This is a genomic window from Actinoplanes solisilvae, assembly GCF_003999975.1.
Lineage (GTDB): Bacteria > Actinomycetota > Actinomycetes > Mycobacteriales > Micromonosporaceae > Actinoplanes > Actinoplanes solisilvae.
Window position 1 is genome coordinate 625,310 of the sequence record NZ_RJAC01000001.1, and the last position, 19,951, is coordinate 645,260.

Here is a 19,951-nt window from a genome sequence, read left to right on the forward strand (position 1 = left end):
CGCCCTCACCGGTCGGCGGCCGGATTCTTCTCCAGCCACAGTTCGAGGCCGTCCAAAACCCGCTCCAGACCGAAGGCGTACGTCTCCTCGAGCACTTTCTCGGGATCCCGGCGCAGCGGGCCCGTTTCCGTACGCCACTTCTCGTAGTTCGGATTGTCGGGCGCGAGCCGCTCGAGGTAGGGCTCGATGTCCTCGGCGACCTCCTCGTACGTCTTCCCGGTGCGTTTCAGAGCGGCGGTGACCGCGGCCTCGGACGTGGCCGAGCCGATGGCGTGCGCGTTCAGCACGGCCGTCGCGTGCGACAACGCCATGCCCTCGAACCCGGCCGCCAGGAAGAGCGCCACGAGCCGCTCGCCCATGCGCATCGCGTTCGGCCCCAGCGTGGGGTGCTGCCCGAGCAGGCCGATCACCCAGGGGTGCCGCAGCAGCGCCGACCTCATCCCGTTCGCGCTGATCGACGCGGCCACGCGCCAGCTCGTATCGCCCAGTTCAGGGACGTAGACCTCGCCGAGCACCTCGTCGACCGCCAGTTCGAGCAGCTCGTCCTTGTTGGCCACGTGCCAGTAGAGCGAGGTCGCACCGGAGCCAAGCCTGGTGCCGAGCCGCCGCATGCTGAGCCCGGCCGGCCCTTCCGCGTCGAGCAGTTCCAGCGCGGCGCGGACGATCTGCTCCCGGCTGAGGCTGGGCTGACCGGTACGAACGCGGGGCGGCCGCAGCCACACGGAGCCGGTGAACGAGTCGGGCATTCCCCCATCGTATCGGCTCTCGCACAGTGTTCGAGCCCAATGGTACGGTGTGCGAGCCTATAGAACACTGTTCGAGAGAGGTCGTCATGACGGAGCGCAATCCCCGGCGCTGGCTGATCCTCGGCGTGCTCTGCCTGAGCCTGCTGGTGGTCGTCGTCGACAACATGGTGCTGAACATCGCGATCCCCTCGCTCATCCGCGACCTCGGCGCCAGCACCGCCCAGATTCAGTGGATCATCGACGCGTACATCCTGGTCTTCGCCGGTCTGCTGCTCACCGCGGGAAGCCTGTCCGACCGTCACGGCCGCCGGCGAGGGCTGGTCATCGGCCTGATCGTCTTCGGCGGCGCCTCGGTCCTGGCCACGCTCTGCCAGACCCCGGCACAGCTCATCGCCGTACGCGGTCTGATGGGGGTCGGCGCGGCCTTCCTCATGCCGGGCACGCTGTCGATCCTCACGACCGTCTTCGCCGAGGACGAGCGCAAGAAAGCGATCGCCATCTGGAGCTCGGTGCTGATGCTCGGCGCGCTCGGCGGGCCCAGCCTCGGCGGGCTGCTGCTCGAGCACTTCTGGTGGGGTTCGATCTTCCTGCTCAACGTGCCGATCGCGATCCTCGGCATCGTCGCCGCGCTGGTGATCATCCCCGAGTCGCGCGGCGCGGCCACCAAGCCCGACCTGCTCGGTGCTCTGCTCTCGATGATCGGCATGACCGCCCTGGTCTGGGCCGTGATCTCGACCGCGCAGCACGGCTTGACCTCGGCCAGCACACTCGGCGGCTTCCTGGTCGCGGCCATCGGGCTCGGCGCGTTCGCCCTGTGGGAGCGCCGGGTCGTCGAGCCGATGCTGCCGCTGGGGCTCTTCCGCGACCGCAACTTCGCCGGAGCCAGCCTCTCGATCGTGCTCCTGTCGTTCTCGGCCGGTGGGGTGCTGCTGGCCCTGACGCAGTACCTGCAGTTCGTCCTCGGCTACGAACCCCTCAAAGCGGGCACGGCCTTCATTCCGATGCTGGTCACGGCCATGATTTTCAACGGCGTGGGGGTCGTCGTCGACAAAAGATTCGGCACGCGTACGGCCCTGGCGGCCGGACTGCTGCTCATGTCGGCCGGTTTCGGGATCCTGGCGTCGCTCTCCCCCGGCGACGGCTACACGAAGCTCGCGTTCGCCCTGGTCGTCATCGGCATGGGCAGCGGCACCGCCGGGCCGGCCGCCTACGGCACGTTGATGAGCGCACTGCCTCCGGAGCGCGTGGGCGTCGGCTCGGCCGTCAACGACACGGTGCAGCAGGTGGGCACGGCGCTGAGCGTGGCCGTGCTGGGCAGCGTGCTGACCGCGACCTATCGCTCGGCGATGCCGGCCGACGTGGCCGCCCAGGCCCGCGACTCGATCGGCGACGCCCTGCGGATCGCGACAGCCACGGGCGATGCCGGACTGGCCCGGGTCGCCCAGGACGCGTTCGTCTCGGCGATCTCGTCGACCTCCCTCATCGGCGTGGTCGGCGGCATCGTGGCGGCGGCCGTCGCCGTGACCGTGCTGCGCCCGAAGCCGCAAACCGAGAGCAAGGCGCCGGAGGTGGAGACGCCCGTCGCGCTCTAGGCCTGTGGACAACGGGAACGATCTTCGAACAGCCGTACTAACATGGCGGCATGACCAGCACCTATCAGCCGTCGATGTTCGATCTGAGTGGCGACGCCGAGGGCGTCGGCGAGCTTGCCGGGCGCGTCACGCGACATCGGCTCACCGCCGGCGCCTGGGTCGACGTGCTGCCCGGCTGGCTCCAGGGGTCCGACGCCGTCTTCGAGACCCTGCTGGGCATCGACTGGCGGGCCGACCGGCGGCAGATGTACGACAACGTCGTCGACGTGCCGCGACTCCTGCGCTGGTTCGGCGGCGACGAAGAGCTGCCCCACCCCACGCTGACCGCGGCGAAATCCGCGTTGAACAGCTACTACGCCTCCGAGTTGGGCGAAGAGTTCGTCACCGCCGGCATGTGCCTCTATCGCGACGGCCGCGACAGCGTCGCCTGGCACGGTGACACCATCGGCCGCTCGGCCTGCCACGACACCATGGTCGCCATCGTCTCGCTCGGCTCGCCGCGCAACCTCTCGCTGCGCCCGCGCGCCGGCGGCCACGACACGCTGCGCTTCCCGCTCGGCCACGGCGACCTGATCGTCATGGGCGGCTCCTGCCAACGCACCTGGGAACACGCCATCCTCAAGACGGCCAGGCCGGTCGGGCCCCGAATAAGCGTGCAGTTCCGCCCGGTCAACGTCGCCTGAGGTCGCCGAGCCCCGCGCCCGCGCGGCCACCGCGTCGTCCGACGACGTACTTGTGCCACCACTCGGTCAGCGAAGCGCCCGAGGTCGAGTTCGGGTCGGGACCGATCACCGGATAGCAGAGCCGGGTGTTCGCCTCGGGTGACGCCGGCAGGTTGCCCGACGCGCAGTCCTGCAGGGAGTACGTCACCTGGACGAGCGCGCCGGTCTCGGTGTGGATCGCGGCGAGGCGCTGCCAGTTGCTGGTGGCGTTGTGCTTGGTCAGCACCCGGTTCGGCAGCGCGACGGGGTCGAAGGTGACCGGCGGCATGATGACCGTGCCACCGACGTGACCGGTCCGCACGATCGAGTCGAGCCACAGCCCGGCGCCGCGAGTGTCACCTCCGGACGCTTCGCGGCCGCCCAGCCTCGGCCGGCGACCTCACCACCGTCCTTGTCCAGCTTTTCGACCTGGGCTTTGAGACGCCCGGACGGGCCCGGATCGGCCAGGGCCGGCGGCACCGCCAGGATCGATCCGATGAGTGCGACGCCAACGCCACCGGCGAGCGCGAGACGCAGTCGTGGTCGGCGTCCACCACGCGAAAGGCACGACTGAACAAGAGGGCCCCCGTTCCCGTCGATCACCGAGAACGGTAGGTGTCGATATTTCCCTGTAAAGATCTCCGACTGTCGATCTCACCCTGCGGTGGCGCACCTTTTCGCACCCTCCGCGAAGAGCACCCCGATCCACCCAAACCCGGCTCCCAACGTGCGATAAACGTCGATGGAAACAACTCGGAAACAGGCGGTTGACGTGCTCAGCTAGAAAGTTACACTCCTAGTGTAAATAGTTGAACATCACGCTCCACAGAGGACGGCCGCGCCCGCTGAAGGCGCTTCCGTTCGTCCGGCCACTCCGCCCCGAGCCGAGGTGACCATGTCAGCGGATCCGCCCCCCGAGTCAACCGATCAGGGTCTCGCCCTGCACCACATAACCGTCCGCTTCGGCGGTCTGCTCGCCCTCGACGACGTCTCCCTACGCGTCGCGCCCGGCCGCATCGTCGGCATCATCGGGCCCAACGGCGCCGGCAAGACCACCCTCTTCAATGTGATCTGCGGCTTCGTCACTCCGCAGTCCGGCGCCATGACACTCGACGGGCGGCCCTTCCGCCCCCGCCCGCACCAGCTCACCGGCCGCGGCATCGCCCGCACGCTGCAGGGCGTCGGCCAGTTCAGCGGCATGACCGTCCTCGAGAACGTGCTGGTCGGCGCCCGTTCCCGCAAACCCGAGGCCGACGCCTGGGCCGCCCTGGAGCGCTGCGGCGTCGCCGAGCACGCCCGGGCCATGCCGGCCTCGCTGCCCTACGCGAAGCGCAAACGCGTCGAGCTGGCCCGTGCCCTCGCCGCCAAGCCACGCATCCTCATGCTCGACGAGCCCGCCGGTGGCCTCGACGCCGATGAGATCCGCTGGCTGGCCGAGCTGATCCAAGAAACGAAGACGACGGTCTTGCTGGTCGAACACCACATGGAGCTGGTCATGTCCGTCTGCGACGAGATCCTCGTGCTCGACTTCGGCAAGCCGATCGCGCTCGGCACCCCGGGCGAGATCCGTACCAATGACAAGGTCACCGAGGCCTACCTGGGAACGGCCGCATGAGCGCGCTGCTCGAGGTCGAGGGCCTCACCGCCGGCTACGGCGCCGCCCCCGTGCTTCATGACGTCAGCCTGACCGTCCAGGCCGGGCAGATCGTCGCGGTGCTCGGGGCCAACGGCGCCGGAAAGTCCACCCTCCTGCGTACGCTCTCGGGCCTGTTGCCCGCCGAGAAGGGCCGCGTCGTCTTCGACGGGCAGGACCTGCGAGGCATCAAGGTCGAGCGGATGGTGCATCTCGGCATCGCGCACGTCCCCGAGGGCCGCGGCGTCGTCACCGAGCTGACCGTCGACGAGAACCTTCGCCTCGGCGGCCTCTGGCGCAAGCCGCAGCCGTCCCTCGCGCCGATCTACGAGCTGTTCCCCCGGCTCGCCGAGCGCAAGGGCCACCTTGGCCACCAGCTCTCCGGTGGTGAGCGCCAGATGCTCGCGATCGGCCGCGCCCTGGCCGCCCAGCCGCGGCTGCTGTTGCTCGACGAGCCGTCGCTGGGCCTCGCCCCCAAGATCACCGCCCAGATCATGACGCTGCTGCGTGACCTGCGCGACCGCACCGGCCTGGCCGTCCTGCTGGTCGAGCAGAACGTGCGCAGCGCCCTCTCGATCGCCGACCAGGGCATCGTGTTGTCGCTGGGCCGCATCGTCACCCGCCACGACGCCGCGACGCTCGTCGACGACGCCGACCTCCGGCACGCCTACCTGGGGTTCTGACATGGACAGATTCCTGTTCCTCACCTTCGACGGGCTCAGCCGGGGCGCGGTCTACGCGGCCTTCGCGCTGGCCCTGGTGCTGATCTGGCGGGCCGCGCGCATCGTCAACTTCGCTCAGGGCGCGATGGCGGTCGCCACGGCCTACGTCGCCTATTCGGTCGCCGACGCCACCGGTTCCTACTGGCTCGGCTTCATCGTCGCGCTGGTCGCCGGCCTGCTACTCGGGGCGGGCGTCGAGCGGGTGGTGATGCGCTTCGTCGACCATTCGTCGCCACTGAACGGCGTCGTCGTGGCGCTCGGCCTCGTGCTGATCATCCAGGGCGTGCTGGGCATGGTCTACGGCAACGAGTTCCGCCCGGCCACCGCCCCGTTCAGCCGGGACGGCTTCGACGTCGGCGGGATCGCCCTGCTCTCCAACTACGACCTGTTCGTATTCGGCGCGGTGGGCGCGGTCGTCGTCCTCCTTACGCTCCTTTTCACCCGTACGCCCACCGGCCTGCGCATGCGAGCCGCGGCGTTCGCCCCCGACGTGTCGCGGCTGCTCGGTGTCCCGGTCGGCGGCATGCTCACGCTCGGCTGGGCGCTGGCCGCAGCCGTCGGCTCGCTGGCCGGCATGCTCGTCATCCCCACCGAACTGGGCCTGCACCCGACCGCGATGGACATCGTCTTCATCTCGGCCTTCACCGCGGCCGTGGTCGGCGGCCTGGACAGCCCGATCGGCTCGGTCCTCGGCGGCCTGATCGTCGGCCTGCTCCTCTCCTACATCAGCGGCTACCTCGGCGCCACGGTCGCTCCGATGGCCGTTCTCGCCCTGCTCGTCGTCGTCCTTCTCGGGCGTCCCGACGGCTTGTTCTCCCGCTCGGCGAAAGCGAGGACGGCGTGACCATCGTGAAGGACCGCCTGAAAAGCGCCACCGCCGCGCCGACCAGAGCCGCCCGGCTGAACCCGCTGATCGTCCTGGTCGTCGGGGCCGCGATCATCGTCGCGCTGACCTACACGCTGCCACCGTTCCGCACCTATCAGCTCGCCACCGTGGGCGCCTATCTCTGCGTCACCGCCGGCCTGACCGTCCTCACCGGACTCAACGGGCAGCTCTCGCTGGGGCACGGCGCGCTCATGGCGACCGGCGCCTACACGCTCGCGCTCTGGCAGAACAAATTCAACCTGCTCGCGGTCGGCATCGTCGTCGCTATCCTCGTGACCACCGCCGTCGGTGCCGTCATCGGCCTGGCCGCGGCCCGGCTGCGCGGCCCCTACCTCGCCGGCCTCACCCTGGCCGTCGCGGTCGTCGTCCCGTCGATCACCAGCACCTTCGACGAGACGTTCAACAGCGACCAGGGCCTGTCGGTGATCCTGAACCCGCCGCCCGAGTCGATGACCGTCGAGCAGTGGCAGGCCTGGTTGTGCTGGGGCGCCGCCCTGATCACCGTGTTCGCGCTGACGATCCTGACCCGGGGCCGGTTCGGGCGTGACATGCGGGCCGTCCGCGACGACGAGACAGCGGCCCGGCTCGCCGGCATCAGCGTCGCCCGTACGCAGGTCTCGGCCTTTGTCGTCTCGGCCGCCTGCGCCGGCCTGGCCGGTGCCCTGTTCGCCGTCATCGCCCAGAGCGTCTCCCCCGGCGCCTTCCCGCTCACCCTGTCGCTGTTCCTGCTGATGGCGATCGTCATCGGCGGCCTCGGCCGGCTGACCGGCGCGTTGATCGGCGCGTTGCTGCTGGTGGCGCTGCCGGCGATCGCGCACGAGATCGGCGAGTCGGCCGGCTCGCAGCGTCTGGAGGGCAACCTCGCCCTCACCTTCTTCGGCGTGGTCCTGGTCGTCGTGATGCTGGCCGCACCCGGCGGTCTCGCCTCGCTCCGGATCCCGTTCCGTCGGTTCCGTACCAAAAAGCACTGAGAGGCACCACCGAATCAATTCTGAATCCCCGCGCAGAAAGGCCGATGATGAAACGCACCGCGACCGTCCTCGTCGCCGCCGTGCTGCTGGCCGCGGCCGGCTGCAGCAACTCGGGCAACGGCAGTGGCACCAGCAGCGCCGACACCCCCGGAGTGACCGACACCGAGATCGTGGTGGGCACGCACATGCCGCTCACCGGTCCGGCCGCCGCCGGCTATTCCAAGATCGCTCCGGCCACCAAGGCCTACTTCGACTATGTGAACGCGAACGGCGGCATTCACGGCCGCAAGATCACGTATAAGATCATGGACGACGGTTACAACCCGGCGAACACCCAGCAGGTGGTCCGCCAACTGGTGCTCCAGGACAAGGTCTTCGCCATTCTCAACGGCCTGGGCACTCCCACCCACAGCGGCGTGCTCGACTTCCTCAAGACCAACCGGGTGCCCGACCTCTTCGTGGCCAGCGGCAGCCGCAGCTGGAACCAGCCCGACAAATATCCGGGCACGTTCGGCTTCAACCCCGACTACACCGTCGAGGGCAAGATCCTGGCCACGCACGTGAAGGAGAAGTTCGCCGGGAAGAAGGTCTGCTTCCTCGGTCAGGACGACGACTTCGGACGCGACAGCCTCGCCGGCATCGAGAAGGTCCTCGGACCGGTGGCGGCCAAGCAGACGTACGTGACCAGCAACCCGAACGTCGGCCCGCAGATGGGCGCGCTCAAGGCGGCCGCCTGTGAGGTCGTCATGCTCGCGACGGTGCCCGGCTTCACCGCCCTGTCGATCGGCACCGGCGCCAAGATCGGATTCAAGCCGCAGTACGTGGTGAGCAACGTCGGCTCCGACCCGACCACGCTGGCCAAGACGCTGGGTCCGGCCGCCGGGCTGCTCGAGGGCGTCGTCGCGGCGAACTACCTGCCGCTGGCCAACGACTCGGCCAACCCGTGGATCCAGCTCTACACCAAGGTCAACAGCCAGTACAACAACAACGCCGAGATGGACAACAACGTCGTGTACGGCATGTCCGTCGCGTACCTGTTCGTCCAGGCTCTGCAGTCGGCCGGCAAAGATCTGACCCGCGACGGCATCATCGCCGCGGTGCAGAAGGGCGGCTTCACCGGCCCCGGGCTGGTCCCGGTGCGCTACTCGGCCACCGACCACTCCGGGTACGGCGGCGAGCAGTTGACGACGATCGAGGGCGGTCAGGCCAAGTACTTCGGCAAGGCGTTCCGCACCGATGACAAGGACGCCGCGGTCGAGGTCTACGAGAGCAGCCCGGCGGCCCCGCCAGCGAACGGCATTCCCGCTGCCTAAGGTGGGCTTTGGGACCAAGAACATTTGACACGACCGAGGGAGCGACGATGGCGGACCAAGTGGCGATCGTGACGGGAGCCAGCAGGGGAATCGGGTTCGCCATCGCGCAACGCTTCGTGGCCGACGGTTACAAGGTCTGCATCACCGGCCGGGACGCGGCCGCGCTCGACTCGGCCGTGAAGGACCTGGGCGGCACCGAGGTAGCGATCAAGGTGGCCGGCAAGGGTGACAACGCCGACCACCGGGCCGAGGTGGTCGACACGGTGGTCGGCCAGTTCGGCCCGGTCACGACCCTCGTCAACAACATCGGCATCAACCCGGTCTACGGGCCGCTGGCCGAGCTCGACCTCGGCGCGGCCCGCAAGATCTTCGAGGTGAACGTCCTCGGCACGCTCGGCTGGGTGCAGGAAGCCCTGCGCGGCGGGCTGGCCGAGGGCGGCTCGATCGTCAACATCTCGTCGGTCTCGGGCGTACGCCCGTCGCCCGGCATCGGCTTCTACGGGGTCACCAAGGCCGCGCTGATCCACCTCACCGAAGAGCTCGCGGTCGAGCTCGCTCCGAAGGTGCGGGTCAACGCGGTCGCCCCGGCCGTGGTCAAGACCCGCTTCGCGTCCGCCCTCTTCGAGGGCCGGGAGGAACAGGTGGCGGCCTCCTACCCGCTGGCCCGGCTGGGCGTCCCCGAAGACGTCGCCTCGACGGTGGCCTTCCTGTCGTCGGCCGAAGCGGGCTGGATCACCGGGCAGACCATCGTCCTCGACGGCGGCGTCACGCTCACCGGGAACGTGCAGTGAAGCGGGTAGTGGTCACCGGCGCCGGCGGCGGGATCGGCGCGGCTCTGGCCCGCCGGTTCGCGAGCGAGGGCGCCGAGGTCATCGTCAACGACCTCGATCCGGCCGCGGCCGAGGCGGTGGCCAGCGACATCGGCGGCCTCCCGGTGCCGGGCGACGCCGCGAACGAGGCGGACACCCAGCGCCTGATCGACACGGCGTGGGACGAGCTGGGCGGCATCGACCTGTTCTGCGCCAACGCCGGGGTGCTGACCGCGGGCGACCAGGACACCGGCGACGACGTCTGGACCCGCGACTGGAACGTCAACGTGATGTCCCACGTCTACGTCACCCGCGCCCTGCTGCCGCGCTGGCTGGAGCAGAAGGAACCGAAACGGCTGGTCATGACGGTCAGCGCGGCCGGGCTGCTCACCCTGCTCGGCAGCGCGCCCTACGCGGTCACCAAGCACGCCGCACTGGCGTACGCCGAATGGCTGCGAGTCACGTACGCCCACCGCGGCATCGTCGTGCAGGCGTTGTGCCCGCAGGGCGTGCGCACCGACATGCTGACGCGTGGCAACGCGCGGGGCAGCGCGAGCGCGGCGCTGCTGGCCGAGAGCGCCCTCGAACCCGATGTGGTCGCGGCCAAGGTCGGCGAGGCCCTCGAGGGTGAGAACTTCCTGATCCTGCCGCACCCCGAAGTGGCCGAGTTCTATCGCATCCGGGCCACCGAGACCGACCGCTGGCTCGGCGGCATGAACAAGCTGCAGCGCGCCTTCGAGGAGGGCGCCCGGTGAAGGGTCTCGATCTCGAACGGCTCCAGGACTATCTGGGCTCGTCACGCGACCTGACCGGCACGATGTTCGCCGGCGGCCGCTCCAACCTGACCTACGCCGTCACCGACGGCGAACAGCGCTGGGTGCTGCGCCGGCCGCCGCTCGGCCACGTGCTGCCGACGGCCCACGACATGGCCCGCGAGCACCGCGTGCTCGAAGCGCTGGCCAAGGTCGGTTTTCCCGCGCCCCGCCCGGTGCTGCTCTGCACCGACCCCGACGTGATCGGCGCACCCTTCTACCTGATGGAGCACGTCGACGGAAAGATCTACCGCGACGTCGCCGAGCTCCACACGCTGGGCCCTGACCGCATGCGCGCCCTCACGCTGTCGCTTGTGGACACCATGGCCGACCTGCACGCGCTCGACCCGGCGGCGATCGGGCTGGGCGACTTCGGCCGGCCCGAGGGCTTCAACCAGCGTCAGGTCAACCGGTGGAAGAAACAGCTCGACGCGTCCCGCAGCCGCGAGGTCGCGGGCATCGAAGAGCTGCACGCGCGCCTCGCCGTCCACGTGCCGGCCGGCGGCCCGGGCACGGTGGTGCACGGCGACTTCCGCCTCGACAACGTGCTGATCGGCGACGAGTTCCAGGTCAACGCGGTGCTCGACTGGGAGATGTCGACCCTCGGCGACCCGCTGAGCGACCTCGCCCTGATGTTGGTCTACGCCGACCTGCCCCTCGACGGACGGCCGGCCACACCCCTGCGCGTTCCCGGCCACCCGGCCTTGAGCGAACTGAGCGCGCGCTACGCCGAGCGCAGCCGCCGTGACGTCAGCGATCTGCATTGGTACGTGGGATTCGCCGCCTTCAAACTGGCGGTGATTCTCGAAGGCGTGCATTACCGATACGTTCAGGGCCAGACCGTGGGTGAAGGCTTCGAGACGATCGGCGACATGGTCGGCCCCTTGGTCGTGCGTGGCCATAAGGCGCTGGAGGGACACTGATGGAGTTCGGTTTCGACGCCGTGACCGAGGACCACCGCAAGCGGCTTCTCGCCTTCATGGACGACTACGTCTACCCGGCCGAGGGCGAGTTCTCGCACGAGGGCTGGGAACCGCCGCCGATCGTCGGCCGCCTCCAGGCCCAGGCCCGCCTGGCCGGCCTGTGGAACCTCTTCCTGCCCGGCGAGCACGGCGCGGGCCTGACCAACCTTCAGTACGCACCCTTGGCCGAGATCATGGGTCGCAGCCCGCACCTCGCGCCGCCCGCGCTCAACTGCGCCGCGCCCGACACCGGCAACATGGAAGTGCTGGCCGAGTTCGGCACCGTCGAGCAGCAGCGGCAATGGCTGCAGCCCCTGCTCGACGGCGTGATCCGGTCGGCCTTCGCGATGACCGAGCCCGAGGTCGCCTCGTCGGACGCCACGAACATCGGCACCCGCATCGAGCGCGACGGCGACGAATACGTGATCACGGGCCGGAAGTTCTACATCACCGGCGCGATGAACCCGAACTGCCGCATCTTCATCGTGATGGGCAAGACCGATCCCGCCGCGGCCCGCCACGTGCAGCAGAGCATGGTGCTGGTGCCCCGAGACACGCCCGGCGTGACCGTCAAACGGGGCATGACGGTGTTCGGCTACACCGACGGCGATCACGGTGGTCACGCCGAGGTGCTGTTCGAAGGCGTACGGGTTCCGGTGTCGAACCTGATCGGCGAGGAAGGCGGCGGTTTCGCGATCTCGCAGGCGCGCCTCGGGCCGGGCCGCATCCACCACTGCATGCGCCTGATCGGGATGGCCGAGCGGGCCCTCGAGCTGATGTGCACGCGGGCGCTGAGCCGCACACCGTTCGGCAAGCCGCTGGCCGAGCAGGGTGTCGTGCAGGACTGGATCGCCGAGTCGCGGGTGCGCATCGAACAGGCCCGGCTGCTGGTGCTCAAGGCCGCGTGGCTGATGGACACGGTGGGCAACAAGGGCGCCCACACCGAGATCCAGGCCATCAAGATCATTGTCCCGGCGACGGTCGAGTGGATCGTCGACAAGGCCATCCAGACGCACGGCGCGGCCGGCGTCGGGCAAGACACGCCGCTGGCCGCGCTGTGGGCCGCAGCCCGTACGCTTCGGCTCGCCGACGGACCCGACGAGGTGCACAAGCGCTCGCTGGCCCGGCGGGAGTTGAACCGATACCGGGGCGCGGCCTCGTGACGCCGGCCCAGCCCCGCGTGGACGGCCGCACCGCCCGCTCCGAACGCACGCGCAACGCGATCGTGGACGCCCAGTTGCAGCTCATCAACGAGGGCGACCTGCGACCCACGGCCGACCGCATCGCCAAGACGGCCGGGGTGTCGCTGCGCGCCCTGTGGAGCCACTTCGCCGACATGGAAGCGCTCTTCACGGCGAGCGGCAAACGGGTGCTGGAGCTGCGCGACGCCGCCCACCGCCCGATCCCGCCCGACCTGCCGCTGCCCGAACGCATCGACGCCTTCTGCCGCCAGCGGGCACGCCTGCTCGAACAGATAGGGCCGACAGCGAAGGCCGCGGCCATCAAGGAGCCGTTCTCCGAGACGCTGCGCCGTTACCGCCGCATGCACGTCAAACGCGTCCGCGACGAGCTGGCCGGCCTCTTCGAAGCCGAGGTGGCCGGCAACAACGAGCTGCTCGACGCCCTCACCGCCGTCAGCATGTGGCCCACCTGGGCGACCTGGCGCGAGAACATGGACCTCCCGGTCCCCGCCGCCCGCGCCGCCCTCGTCCTCACCATCACGTCCCTGCTCGCGAACGCCACACCGCGCCCAAGCAGCGACACCCCGCCCAAGCACTGACACGGCCGGCCAGGGACGGGGCTTCGCGTTACGCAGCCGGGAGGGTCAGGGACGGGGCTTCGCGTTGCGCAGGCGGATGCCGCTGAAGCCGAGCGAGCTGCTGGTGAGCTCGTCCCAGAAGGGCCACAGGTTGTCGAGCAGGCGAAACTGGATGCCGGCCTCGGCATGGCACGTCAGCAGGTCGCCGACCGGTTCGGCCGGGCCCAGCGGCTCGACCGCCTCGGTGGCGACCATCGCGTGCGGCGAGGCGCCCGGCGAGGCGATCGGCCGAAACGCCCCCGCCGGGAGCCGATAGGCGTAGAGCTCGGTGTCTCTCATCGCGTCGAACCACCTGTACTCGATGGCATGGACCCGCACGCCGCACCCGGCCCCGACGATGCGCTCACGGTCCACATCAGAGGTGGAGTCGGTCACCCACGCCATCGCCCGCGGGCACTGGCGGGGAAACCAGTAATCGGGTGCTCGCGCGCCGTCAACGGCCCACACATAGGCCTCCGTCTCGCGCGACGTGGGCGCGACGTGCGGCACGAAGAGCGTGATCGCCGGATCTTCGCTGAAGTGCAGCACCTCGCCGGGTCGGGGACGCATCTCAGAGGCTCACCACTGAGCGGGCGCCCTCGCCCCGCGCCATGCGGTCGAAGGCGTCGGGCACGTCGGGCAGCGCGATGCGGTCGGTGATCAGGTGGTCGAGCGAGAGCTTTCCCGTGAGCACGTCGTCGGCCAGGCGCGGGATCTCGATGTCGAAGTCGGCCGAGCCGTAGACCGACGATCGCAGCGTGCGCGCCGACGAGAACACGTCCAATGCGGACAGCGACATCAGATCGTCGTTCGACCCCATGCCGACCACGGTCACCTTGCCGCCCCGGCGAGTGGCCCGCCACGCGGCCCGGATCGTCGCGGCCCGGCCCACGCACTCGAAGGCGTGGTCGGCCCCGCGGCCCGACGTGCGCCCGCGAATGTCCTTGGACAGGGCGTCGGACGACACCACGAAGTCGGTCGCGCCGGCCGCCTCGGCCAGGCCCTTCTTGGCCTCGGACACGTCCACGGCGATCACGTCGGAGGCGCCCGCGGCCCGCGCGGCTGCGACCACCGACAGCCCCACGCCGCCGAGCCCGATCACCGCGACCGACTCGCCGGCCTGCACGTCGGCCGTGTTGCGCACCGCGCCCGCCCCGGTCAGCACGCCGCAGCTCAGCAGCGCCGCGGTCTCGAACGCCAGGGCCGTCGGCACCGGGATCACCGCGTTCTCGGGCGCCACCACCTGGTCGGCGAACGCGCCCAGGCCCAGCGCCACGTGCACCGGCACGCCGTCGAGGGTCACGCCGTTCTCGAGCGAGGCCACGCCCGACGACGTGGAGCACAGCCACGGCTCGCCCTGGTCGCAGAACCAGCAGTTGCGGCAGGCCGGCTGCCAGTTGAGCACCACGTGGTCGCCGACCGCGGCGCGGGTCACGTGCTCGCCGACCTCGACGACCTCGCCCGCCGCCTCGTGGCCGAGCACCAGCGGATAGGACGGCCGGATCGTGCCGTTCACCATCGACAGGTCGGAGTGGCAGACCCCGGCCGCGCGCACCTTGACGCGCACCTGACCCGGGCCCACCTCGGGCAGACGCAGCTCGGACACCGCCGGGCGGGCACCGGCCTCGCGCAGGACCAGGCCGTTGAAGTAAGAAGTCATCGCTGAATCGCCTTTACCTGCTGGAATTCCGCCAGACCGAACTCGCCGAGCTCACGTCCCACGCCCGACTGCTTGTAACCGCCGAACGGCGCGAGCGGGTTGAACGCACCGCCGTTGACGTCGACCTGGCCCGTGCGCAGGCGCCGCGCCACCGCGAGGGCGCGCTCGTCGGAGCCCCAGACGCCGCCGGCCAGACCGTACTTGGAGTTGTTCGCGATCGCCACCGCCTCGTCGTCGGACGAGAACGGGATGATCGACAGGACCGGGCCGAAGATCTCTTCCTGGGCCAGCTCGCTCGCGGGGTCGACGTCGGCGAAGACGGTCGGCGCGACGAAATATCCCTGATCGGGAACCGGCGACGAGGACCCGCCCGCGACCAGGCGGGCCGAGGCCCGGTCGATGAAGCCGAGCACCCGCTCGCGCTGGGCCCGGGAGACCAGCGGCCCGAGCCGCGTCGCCTCGTCGAAGGGGTCGCCCAGCGTGTAGCCCCCGGCGGTCTTGGCGGCCAGGGAGACCGCCTCGTCGTAGTGGCTGCGGTGCACGAGCATGCGCGTCCACGCCGTGCACGTCTGGCCCGAGTTGAGGAAGGCGTTGCCGACGCCCACCTTGACCGCGCGAACGAGGTCGGCGTCCTCCAGGATAATGTTGGCCGACTTGCCGCCCAGCTCGAGCGCCACCTTGGCGACGCGGTCGGCGGCGGCGTGGCTGATGGCCCGCCCGGTCGCCGTGGAGCCGGTGAACGAGACCATGTCGACGTCGGGGTGGCCCGCGATGGCCGCGCCGACCACGGGCCCGGTGCCGGTCACCACGTTGAGCACGCCCGGGGGCAGCCCCGCTTCTTCAGCCGCGTCGACCAGCAGGAACGCGACGAGCGGGGTCAGCTCGCTCGGCTTGAGCACGACCGTGCAACCGGCTGCGAGCGCCGCGGCCACCTTGGCGACCACCTGGTGCAGCGGGTAGTTCCACGGCGTGATCGCCCCGACCACACCCACCGGCTCGTGCACGATCAGCGAGTTGCCGACCACGCGATCTTCAGAGGCGGCCGAATCGGCGTAGGACCGGAGAACCGCGAGCGGGAGCCCGGCCTGCACCGCCTTGGCGATCTTGAGCGGCGCGCCCAGCTCGAGCCCGACCGTCCGCGCGATCTCGGCCGCTCGGGACGACAGGGCGGCATGCAGGCGACCGAGAAACTCGGCGCGTGACGAAAAAGAAAGAGCGGCCCAGCCGTCGAACGCGGCCCGAGCCGCGGCCACCGCCCGGTCGACATCTTCCGCCGTTCCCGCCGGCACGTGAGCCAGCACCTGCTCGGTGGCGGGGTTCTCCACCGCGATGGTCTCGGTGGAGGCGGGTGAAACCCACTCTCCGCCTAGGTAGAGGTGCGGGCGGTCGAGCGTTGTCATCAGCGGGTCCCCATCTCGTGTCGGGCCGTGAGGCCGGTGATCAGCAGGTCCAGTCCGAGTTCGAAGGCGCCCTCGTCCACCGCTTCATGATGCTCGGCCAGACGGGGGGCGTGCCGGAGGTGTGGATAAACCTCGTAGAGCGAGGGGTCGACGTCGAAGCCGAGCGCGAAGGAGCCGAGCGACGAGCCCGTGACCAGGTATCTCATGAGTGCGCCGATGTGCGTGGCCTGTGCATAACTCCAGCCGCCGTCGACCAGAGCGCCGTAGACGGCCTCGGCCATCGCCAGCGAGGCCGGCCGGCGGCCCGGGCCCTGGGCGAGCACGGGCACGACGTTCGGGTGTTCGCTGAGCACGGCTCGATAGGACTGGGCCCACCGGCGAAGGGCCTCGGCCCACGGGAAGCGGCCGAAGGCCGAGACGTCGACCTGTTCGATCACCGCGTCGGCCACCGCGTCGATGATGTCGGCCTTGGTGGCGAAGTAGTTGTAGAGCGAGGGCCCCTGCACGCCCAGTTCGGTGGCGAGCCGCCGGGTCGACAGGGCGTCCAGGCCCTCCGCGTCGACCAGAGCGGATGCCGCCTCGACGATCTTCTCCCTGGTCAGGAGGATCTGCCGTGGACGCGCCATTGAAGACCCCCGAAAAAGACGCACTGGACGCGATAAAACTTACACCGCTAGTTTAACGGCATGGACTTCTCGCTCACCGACGAGGAACGCGCGATTCGCGACACCGCCCGCCAGTTCATCACCCGCGAGGTCATGCCGCTGGAGCAGGAGGCACTCCTGCGCGAGCGCCGCCACCAGCCCGGCCTCGAGCTGAGCGAACTGCGCGAGCTTCAGCAAAAGGCCAAGAAGTTCGGCTTCTGGGGTCTGTCCACACCGGAGGAGTTCGGCGGCATGAACCTGCCCGCCGTGCTGCAATCGCTGATCTGGACCGAGGTGGGCCGCACCTTCGTACAGTTCAAGTTCGGCGGCGAGGCCGACAACATCCTCTACTACGCCAACGACGAGCAGAAACAGGAATACCTGGTCCCCACCATCGAGGGCGACCGCATCTCCTGCTTCGCGATCACCGAGCCCGGCGCCGGCTCCGACGCCGCGAACATCAAGCTCAGCGCCCGTCAGGACGGCGACGACTGGGTGCTCAACGGCGAGAAGACGTTCATCACCAACGGCAACGACGCCGACTTCGTGATCGTCGTGGCGGTCACCGACAAGGAGAAGGGCGTCCGCGGCGGCGGCACGACGGCCTTCCTGGTCGACCGCGACATGGGCTGGCGCTCCGAGTTCATCCAGACCATGGGCGAGGGCGGCCCCGCCTCCCTGATCTTCGAAGACGTACGGGTTCCCGCCCGCAATATCCTCGGCGAGATCGGTCAGGGCTTCGAGCTCGGCATGAAATGGATCGGCAAGGGCCGCTACCTCATCCCGTCCAACGCCCTGGGCATCGCCGAGCGGGCCTTGGGCATGGCCATCGAGTACGCCGGCACGCGCGAGACGTTCGGCCGGAAGATCGGCGAAAACCAGGCCATCCAGTGGATGATCGCCGACTCCGAGGTCGAGATCGAGGCGGCCCGCTGGCTCATCCTGCGCGCCGCCTGGACGGTTGACCAGGGTGAAGACCCCCGGCACGCGTCCTCGATGGCCAAGCTCTACGGCGCGAGCATGGTGAACAACGTCGTCGACCGGGTCATGCAGATCCACGGCGGCATGGGCTACACCCGCGAGCTTCCGATCGAACGGTGGTACCGCCAGGTGCGACTCATGCGTATCTATGAGGGTACCGACGAGATGCAGCGTTTGATCATCTCCCGCGACCTGCTCCGCGGGTACACGAAGATCGGAGGCCACCTGGCATGACCCAGTTGTCGCTCGCCACCGTCCTGGCCGAGTCGGCTCGGAAACATCCCGACAAAATCGCCGTGATCGACAGCCTCACCACCGAGCGGATCACCTACAAAGATCTATGGCAACAGACCTTGGCGTACGCCGGAGGTCTGCGCGGTCTCGGCATCGGCCCCGGTGACGTGGTCGCCGTCCAGATCCCGAACCTCGCCGACTTCCCGAGGGTCTACTACGCGGTGCTCGCGGCCGGCGCCACCATCGTGCCGATGCACCTGCTGCTGACCCCCGACGAGAACGCCTACGTTCTGAAGGACAGCGGTGCGAAACTGCTGATCGCGCACTCCAGCCAGTTGGAGAACGCGGTCGCCGCGGCCAAGCAGGCGAGCGTCCCCGTCGCCTCGGTTGGCCCCGCCGTCCCGGGCGTGACCCGCCTCGAAGAAGCCGCCGCCGCCGGCAAGCCCCTGCGCACGTACGAGAGCCGCGAGGCCGAGGACGTGGCGGTGGTCTTCTACACCAGTGGCACCACCGGCAAACCCAAGGGTGCCCTGCTCACGCACCTCAACCTCGTGATGAACACGATGGTCAACGTCTTCGACATCCACGACCTGAACGACGACGACGTGGTGATGGGCTGCCTGCCGCTGTTCCACACGTTCGGCCAGACCGTGGGCATGAACGGCACGTTCCGGCTCGGCGGCACGATCGTGCTGATGGCCCGGTTCACCGGCGAGGCCGCGATCCAGCTCATGGTCCGCGAAAACGTGACGATCTTCCACGGCGTGCCGACGATGTACATCGGGCTGCTGGAGGCGGCGGCCAAGGCTGACAGTCTCCCCAGCCTGCGGCTCTGCGTCTCGGGCGGAGCGTCGCTGCCGGTCGCCGTGCTCGAGAAGTTCAACGAGACCTTCCACGCCTCGATCTACGAGGGCTACGGCCTGTCCGAGACCTCGCCGACCGCGACCACCAACCAGCCGGCCTTCGGCACGAAGGCGGGCACGGTCGGCCACCCGATCTGGGGTGTCGAGGTCGAGATCGCCCGGGCCGAGATCGACGAGCGGATCGAACTGCTGGACGACGGCGACCTCGGCGAGATCGTCATCCGCGGCCACAACGTCTTCGCGGGTTATCTCAACAACCCCGCGGCGACCGAGGAGGCCGTGGTCGACGGCTGGTTCCGCACCGGTGACCTGGGCACCAAGGACGCCGACGGCTTCATCACGATCGTCGACCGCAAGAAGGACCTGGTGATCCGGGGCGGGTTCAACGTCTATCCGCGCGAGGTCGAGGAGGCGCTGGCCCGGCATCCGGCCGTGCAGCAGGTCGCCGTGATCGGCGTGCCCGACCCCGTGCACGGCGAGGAGATCTGCGCCGTGGTGGTGCCCGACCCGAGCGGCATCACGGCCGACGAGCTGATCGAGTGGGCGCGCGAGAAGCTCGGCAAGCACAAATACCCGCGTCAGGTGCGTTTCGTGGAGTCCCTCCCGCTCGGACCCAGCTTCAAGGTGCTCAAGCGGGAGCTGCGCGACACGTACGGCTCAGGCCAGCAGGGCGGGTAGCTCGGCGACGATCGGTTTGTCCGCGGGCAGCCAGGGCACGCTGTCCAGCTCGTCAACAGCGAGCCAGCGCATGGACGTGTGTTCCAGCGCCCGCGGCACGTCGCCACCCAGCAGGCGTACGGCGAAGACGCGCAGGACGGCGCGACCGTGCGCCAGCGAGACGTCGGGGCCGACCCGGTCGCCCACCTCGACGCGCACGCCGAGCTCCTCGGCGCACTCGCGGGCCAGCGCTTCCTGGTCGGTCTCGCCGGGCTCCACCTTGCCGCCCGGGAACTCCCAGCGACCGGCGACCTCGACGGGCGCGGAGCGCTCACAGGCCAGGACCCGGCCAGCAGTGATTATTACCGCAGCCACGATCACTTTCGGCAATGGTGACTCCCCTGTCGTCACCTTCCGTGACTTTGGTGCCTTGACGTGCTGTTTCGGCGGCATGAGTTGAGAGCTTCCCATAAAAGTTTACCGTTCAGGTTGCCCGAGGCGTCCCGATCGTCACGCAAACACGGATATGTGGGCGTGGACATGGTTGTCGCGGGAAGCAAGACTTGG

Annotated in this window: 21 protein-coding genes; 14 read left to right on the plus strand and 7 right to left on the minus strand. The window is 69.4% G+C overall.

The window, feature by feature from the left end; genetic code table 11:
• Nucleotides 1-5: 5 nt before the first annotated feature.
• The gene (locus EER30_RS02950) at nt 6-746 is read right to left on the minus strand and encodes a TetR/AcrR family transcriptional regulator C-terminal domain-containing protein (protein ID WP_127497968.1); all 741 of its coding nucleotides are present in this window, start codon (nt 744-746) and stop codon (nt 6-8) included.
• 86 nt (nt 747-832) lie between these two features.
• Here EER30_RS02950 and EER30_RS02955 point away from each other — a divergent pair, with 86 nt between their 5' ends.
• Nucleotides 833-2,338, plus strand: a complete 1,506-nt coding sequence (locus tag EER30_RS02955; RefSeq protein WP_127497970.1) for an MFS transporter — start codon at nt 833-835, stop codon at nt 2,336-2,338.
• Nucleotides 2,339-2,388: 50 nt separating this feature from the next.
• Nucleotides 2,389-3,021, plus strand: a complete 633-nt coding sequence (locus EER30_RS02960) for an alpha-ketoglutarate-dependent dioxygenase AlkB (protein WP_127497971.1) — start codon at nt 2,389-2,391, stop codon at nt 3,019-3,021.
• Here EER30_RS02960 and EER30_RS02965 read toward each other — a convergent pair.
• A complete protein-coding gene (locus tag EER30_RS02965) occupies nt 3,008-3,361 on the minus strand; it encodes a hypothetical protein (RefSeq protein WP_127497973.1) in 354 nt (117 codons plus the stop codon). The genes EER30_RS02960 and EER30_RS02965 overlap by 14 nt on opposite strands.
• 573 nt (nt 3,362-3,934) lie before the next feature.
• Here EER30_RS02965 and EER30_RS02970 point away from each other — a divergent pair.
• Genes EER30_RS02970 through EER30_RS03015 form a run of 10 tightly spaced genes read left to right on the plus strand, consistent with a single transcriptional unit; the run spans nt 3,935 to nt 12,927 of the window.
• The gene (locus tag EER30_RS02970; RefSeq protein WP_127497974.1) at nt 3,935-4,654 is read left to right on the plus strand and encodes an ABC transporter ATP-binding protein; all 720 of its coding nucleotides are present in this window, start codon (nt 3,935-3,937) and stop codon (nt 4,652-4,654) included.
• Nucleotides 4,651-5,355, plus strand: coding sequence for an ABC transporter ATP-binding protein (locus tag EER30_RS02975; protein ID WP_127497976.1), 705 nt, complete (start codon nt 4,651-4,653; stop codon nt 5,353-5,355). Before EER30_RS02970 ends, EER30_RS02975 begins: the two co-directional genes overlap by 4 nt.
• Before the next feature lies 1 nt (nt 5,356).
• Complete coding sequence (locus EER30_RS02980; RefSeq protein ID WP_127497978.1) at nt 5,357-6,238, plus strand: branched-chain amino acid ABC transporter permease; 882 nt, start codon at nt 5,357-5,359, stop codon at nt 6,236-6,238.
• Nucleotides 6,235-7,251 (plus strand): branched-chain amino acid ABC transporter permease, encoded by a 1,017-nt coding sequence (locus tag EER30_RS02985; protein ID WP_127497980.1) that lies wholly within the window; start codon nt 6,235-6,237, stop codon nt 7,249-7,251. The genes EER30_RS02980 and EER30_RS02985 overlap by 4 nt, the downstream gene beginning before the upstream one ends.
• A 47-nt stretch (nt 7,252-7,298) precedes the next feature.
• On the plus strand, nt 7,299-8,564 hold the full coding sequence (locus EER30_RS02990; protein WP_127499310.1) for an ABC transporter substrate-binding protein: 1,266 nt from the start codon (nt 7,299-7,301) through the stop codon (nt 8,562-8,564).
• Nucleotides 8,565-8,611: 47 nt separating this feature from the next.
• Nucleotides 8,612-9,355 (plus strand): SDR family oxidoreductase, encoded by a 744-nt coding sequence (locus EER30_RS02995; protein WP_127497982.1) that lies wholly within the window; start codon nt 8,612-8,614, stop codon nt 9,353-9,355.
• Nucleotides 9,352-10,128, plus strand: a complete 777-nt coding sequence (locus EER30_RS03000) for an SDR family oxidoreductase (protein ID WP_127497984.1) — start codon at nt 9,352-9,354, stop codon at nt 10,126-10,128. Before EER30_RS02995 ends, EER30_RS03000 begins: the two co-directional genes overlap by 4 nt.
• Nucleotides 10,125-11,108, plus strand: coding sequence for a phosphotransferase family protein (locus tag EER30_RS03005; RefSeq protein WP_127497986.1), 984 nt, complete (start codon nt 10,125-10,127; stop codon nt 11,106-11,108). Before EER30_RS03000 ends, EER30_RS03005 begins: the two co-directional genes overlap by 4 nt.
• Nucleotides 11,108-12,310, plus strand: coding sequence for an acyl-CoA dehydrogenase family protein (locus EER30_RS03010; RefSeq protein ID WP_127497988.1), 1,203 nt, complete (start codon nt 11,108-11,110; stop codon nt 12,308-12,310). Before EER30_RS03005 ends, EER30_RS03010 begins: the two co-directional genes overlap by 1 nt.
• Nucleotides 12,307-12,927, plus strand: coding sequence for a TetR/AcrR family transcriptional regulator (locus EER30_RS03015; RefSeq protein ID WP_164842211.1), 621 nt, complete (start codon nt 12,307-12,309; stop codon nt 12,925-12,927). Before EER30_RS03010 ends, EER30_RS03015 begins: the two co-directional genes overlap by 4 nt.
• A 45-nt stretch (nt 12,928-12,972) precedes the next feature.
• Here EER30_RS03015 and EER30_RS03020 read toward each other — a convergent pair whose 3' ends face one another.
• The 4 genes from EER30_RS03020 to EER30_RS03035 are packed head-to-tail and all read right to left on the minus strand — an operon-like array spanning nt 12,973 to nt 16,631.
• Nucleotides 12,973-13,515, minus strand: coding sequence for a DUF6886 family protein (locus EER30_RS03020; RefSeq protein ID WP_127497990.1), 543 nt, complete (start codon nt 13,513-13,515; stop codon nt 12,973-12,975).
• A gap of 1 nt (nt 13,516) precedes the next feature.
• A complete protein-coding gene (locus EER30_RS03025; protein ID WP_127497992.1) occupies nt 13,517-14,605 on the minus strand; it encodes an alcohol dehydrogenase catalytic domain-containing protein in 1,089 nt (362 codons plus the stop codon).
• Nucleotides 14,602-16,005, minus strand: coding sequence for an aldehyde dehydrogenase family protein (locus EER30_RS03030; protein WP_127497994.1), 1,404 nt, complete (start codon nt 16,003-16,005; stop codon nt 14,602-14,604). The genes EER30_RS03025 and EER30_RS03030 overlap by 4 nt, the downstream gene beginning before the upstream one ends.
• Nucleotides 16,005-16,631 (minus strand): TetR/AcrR family transcriptional regulator, encoded by a 627-nt coding sequence (locus EER30_RS03035; protein WP_127497996.1) that lies wholly within the window; start codon nt 16,629-16,631, stop codon nt 16,005-16,007. The genes EER30_RS03030 and EER30_RS03035 overlap by 1 nt, the downstream gene beginning before the upstream one ends.
• 60 nt (nt 16,632-16,691) lie before the next feature.
• Here EER30_RS03035 and EER30_RS03040 point away from each other — a divergent pair, with 60 nt between their 5' ends.
• Both EER30_RS03040 and EER30_RS03045 read left to right on the plus strand, forming a co-directional pair.
• Complete coding sequence (locus EER30_RS03040; RefSeq protein WP_127497998.1) at nt 16,692-17,864, plus strand: acyl-CoA dehydrogenase family protein; 1,173 nt, start codon at nt 16,692-16,694, stop codon at nt 17,862-17,864.
• Nucleotides 17,861-19,405 (plus strand): long-chain-fatty-acid--CoA ligase, encoded by a 1,545-nt coding sequence (locus tag EER30_RS03045; RefSeq protein ID WP_127498000.1) that lies wholly within the window; start codon nt 17,861-17,863, stop codon nt 19,403-19,405. Before EER30_RS03040 ends, EER30_RS03045 begins: the two co-directional genes overlap by 4 nt.
• Here EER30_RS03045 and EER30_RS03050 read toward each other — a convergent pair.
• Nucleotides 19,385-19,837, minus strand: a complete 453-nt coding sequence (locus tag EER30_RS03050; protein ID WP_164842212.1) for a (deoxy)nucleoside triphosphate pyrophosphohydrolase — start codon at nt 19,835-19,837, stop codon at nt 19,385-19,387. The genes EER30_RS03045 and EER30_RS03050 overlap by 21 nt on opposite strands.
• Nucleotides 19,838-19,951 lie beyond the last annotated feature (114 nt).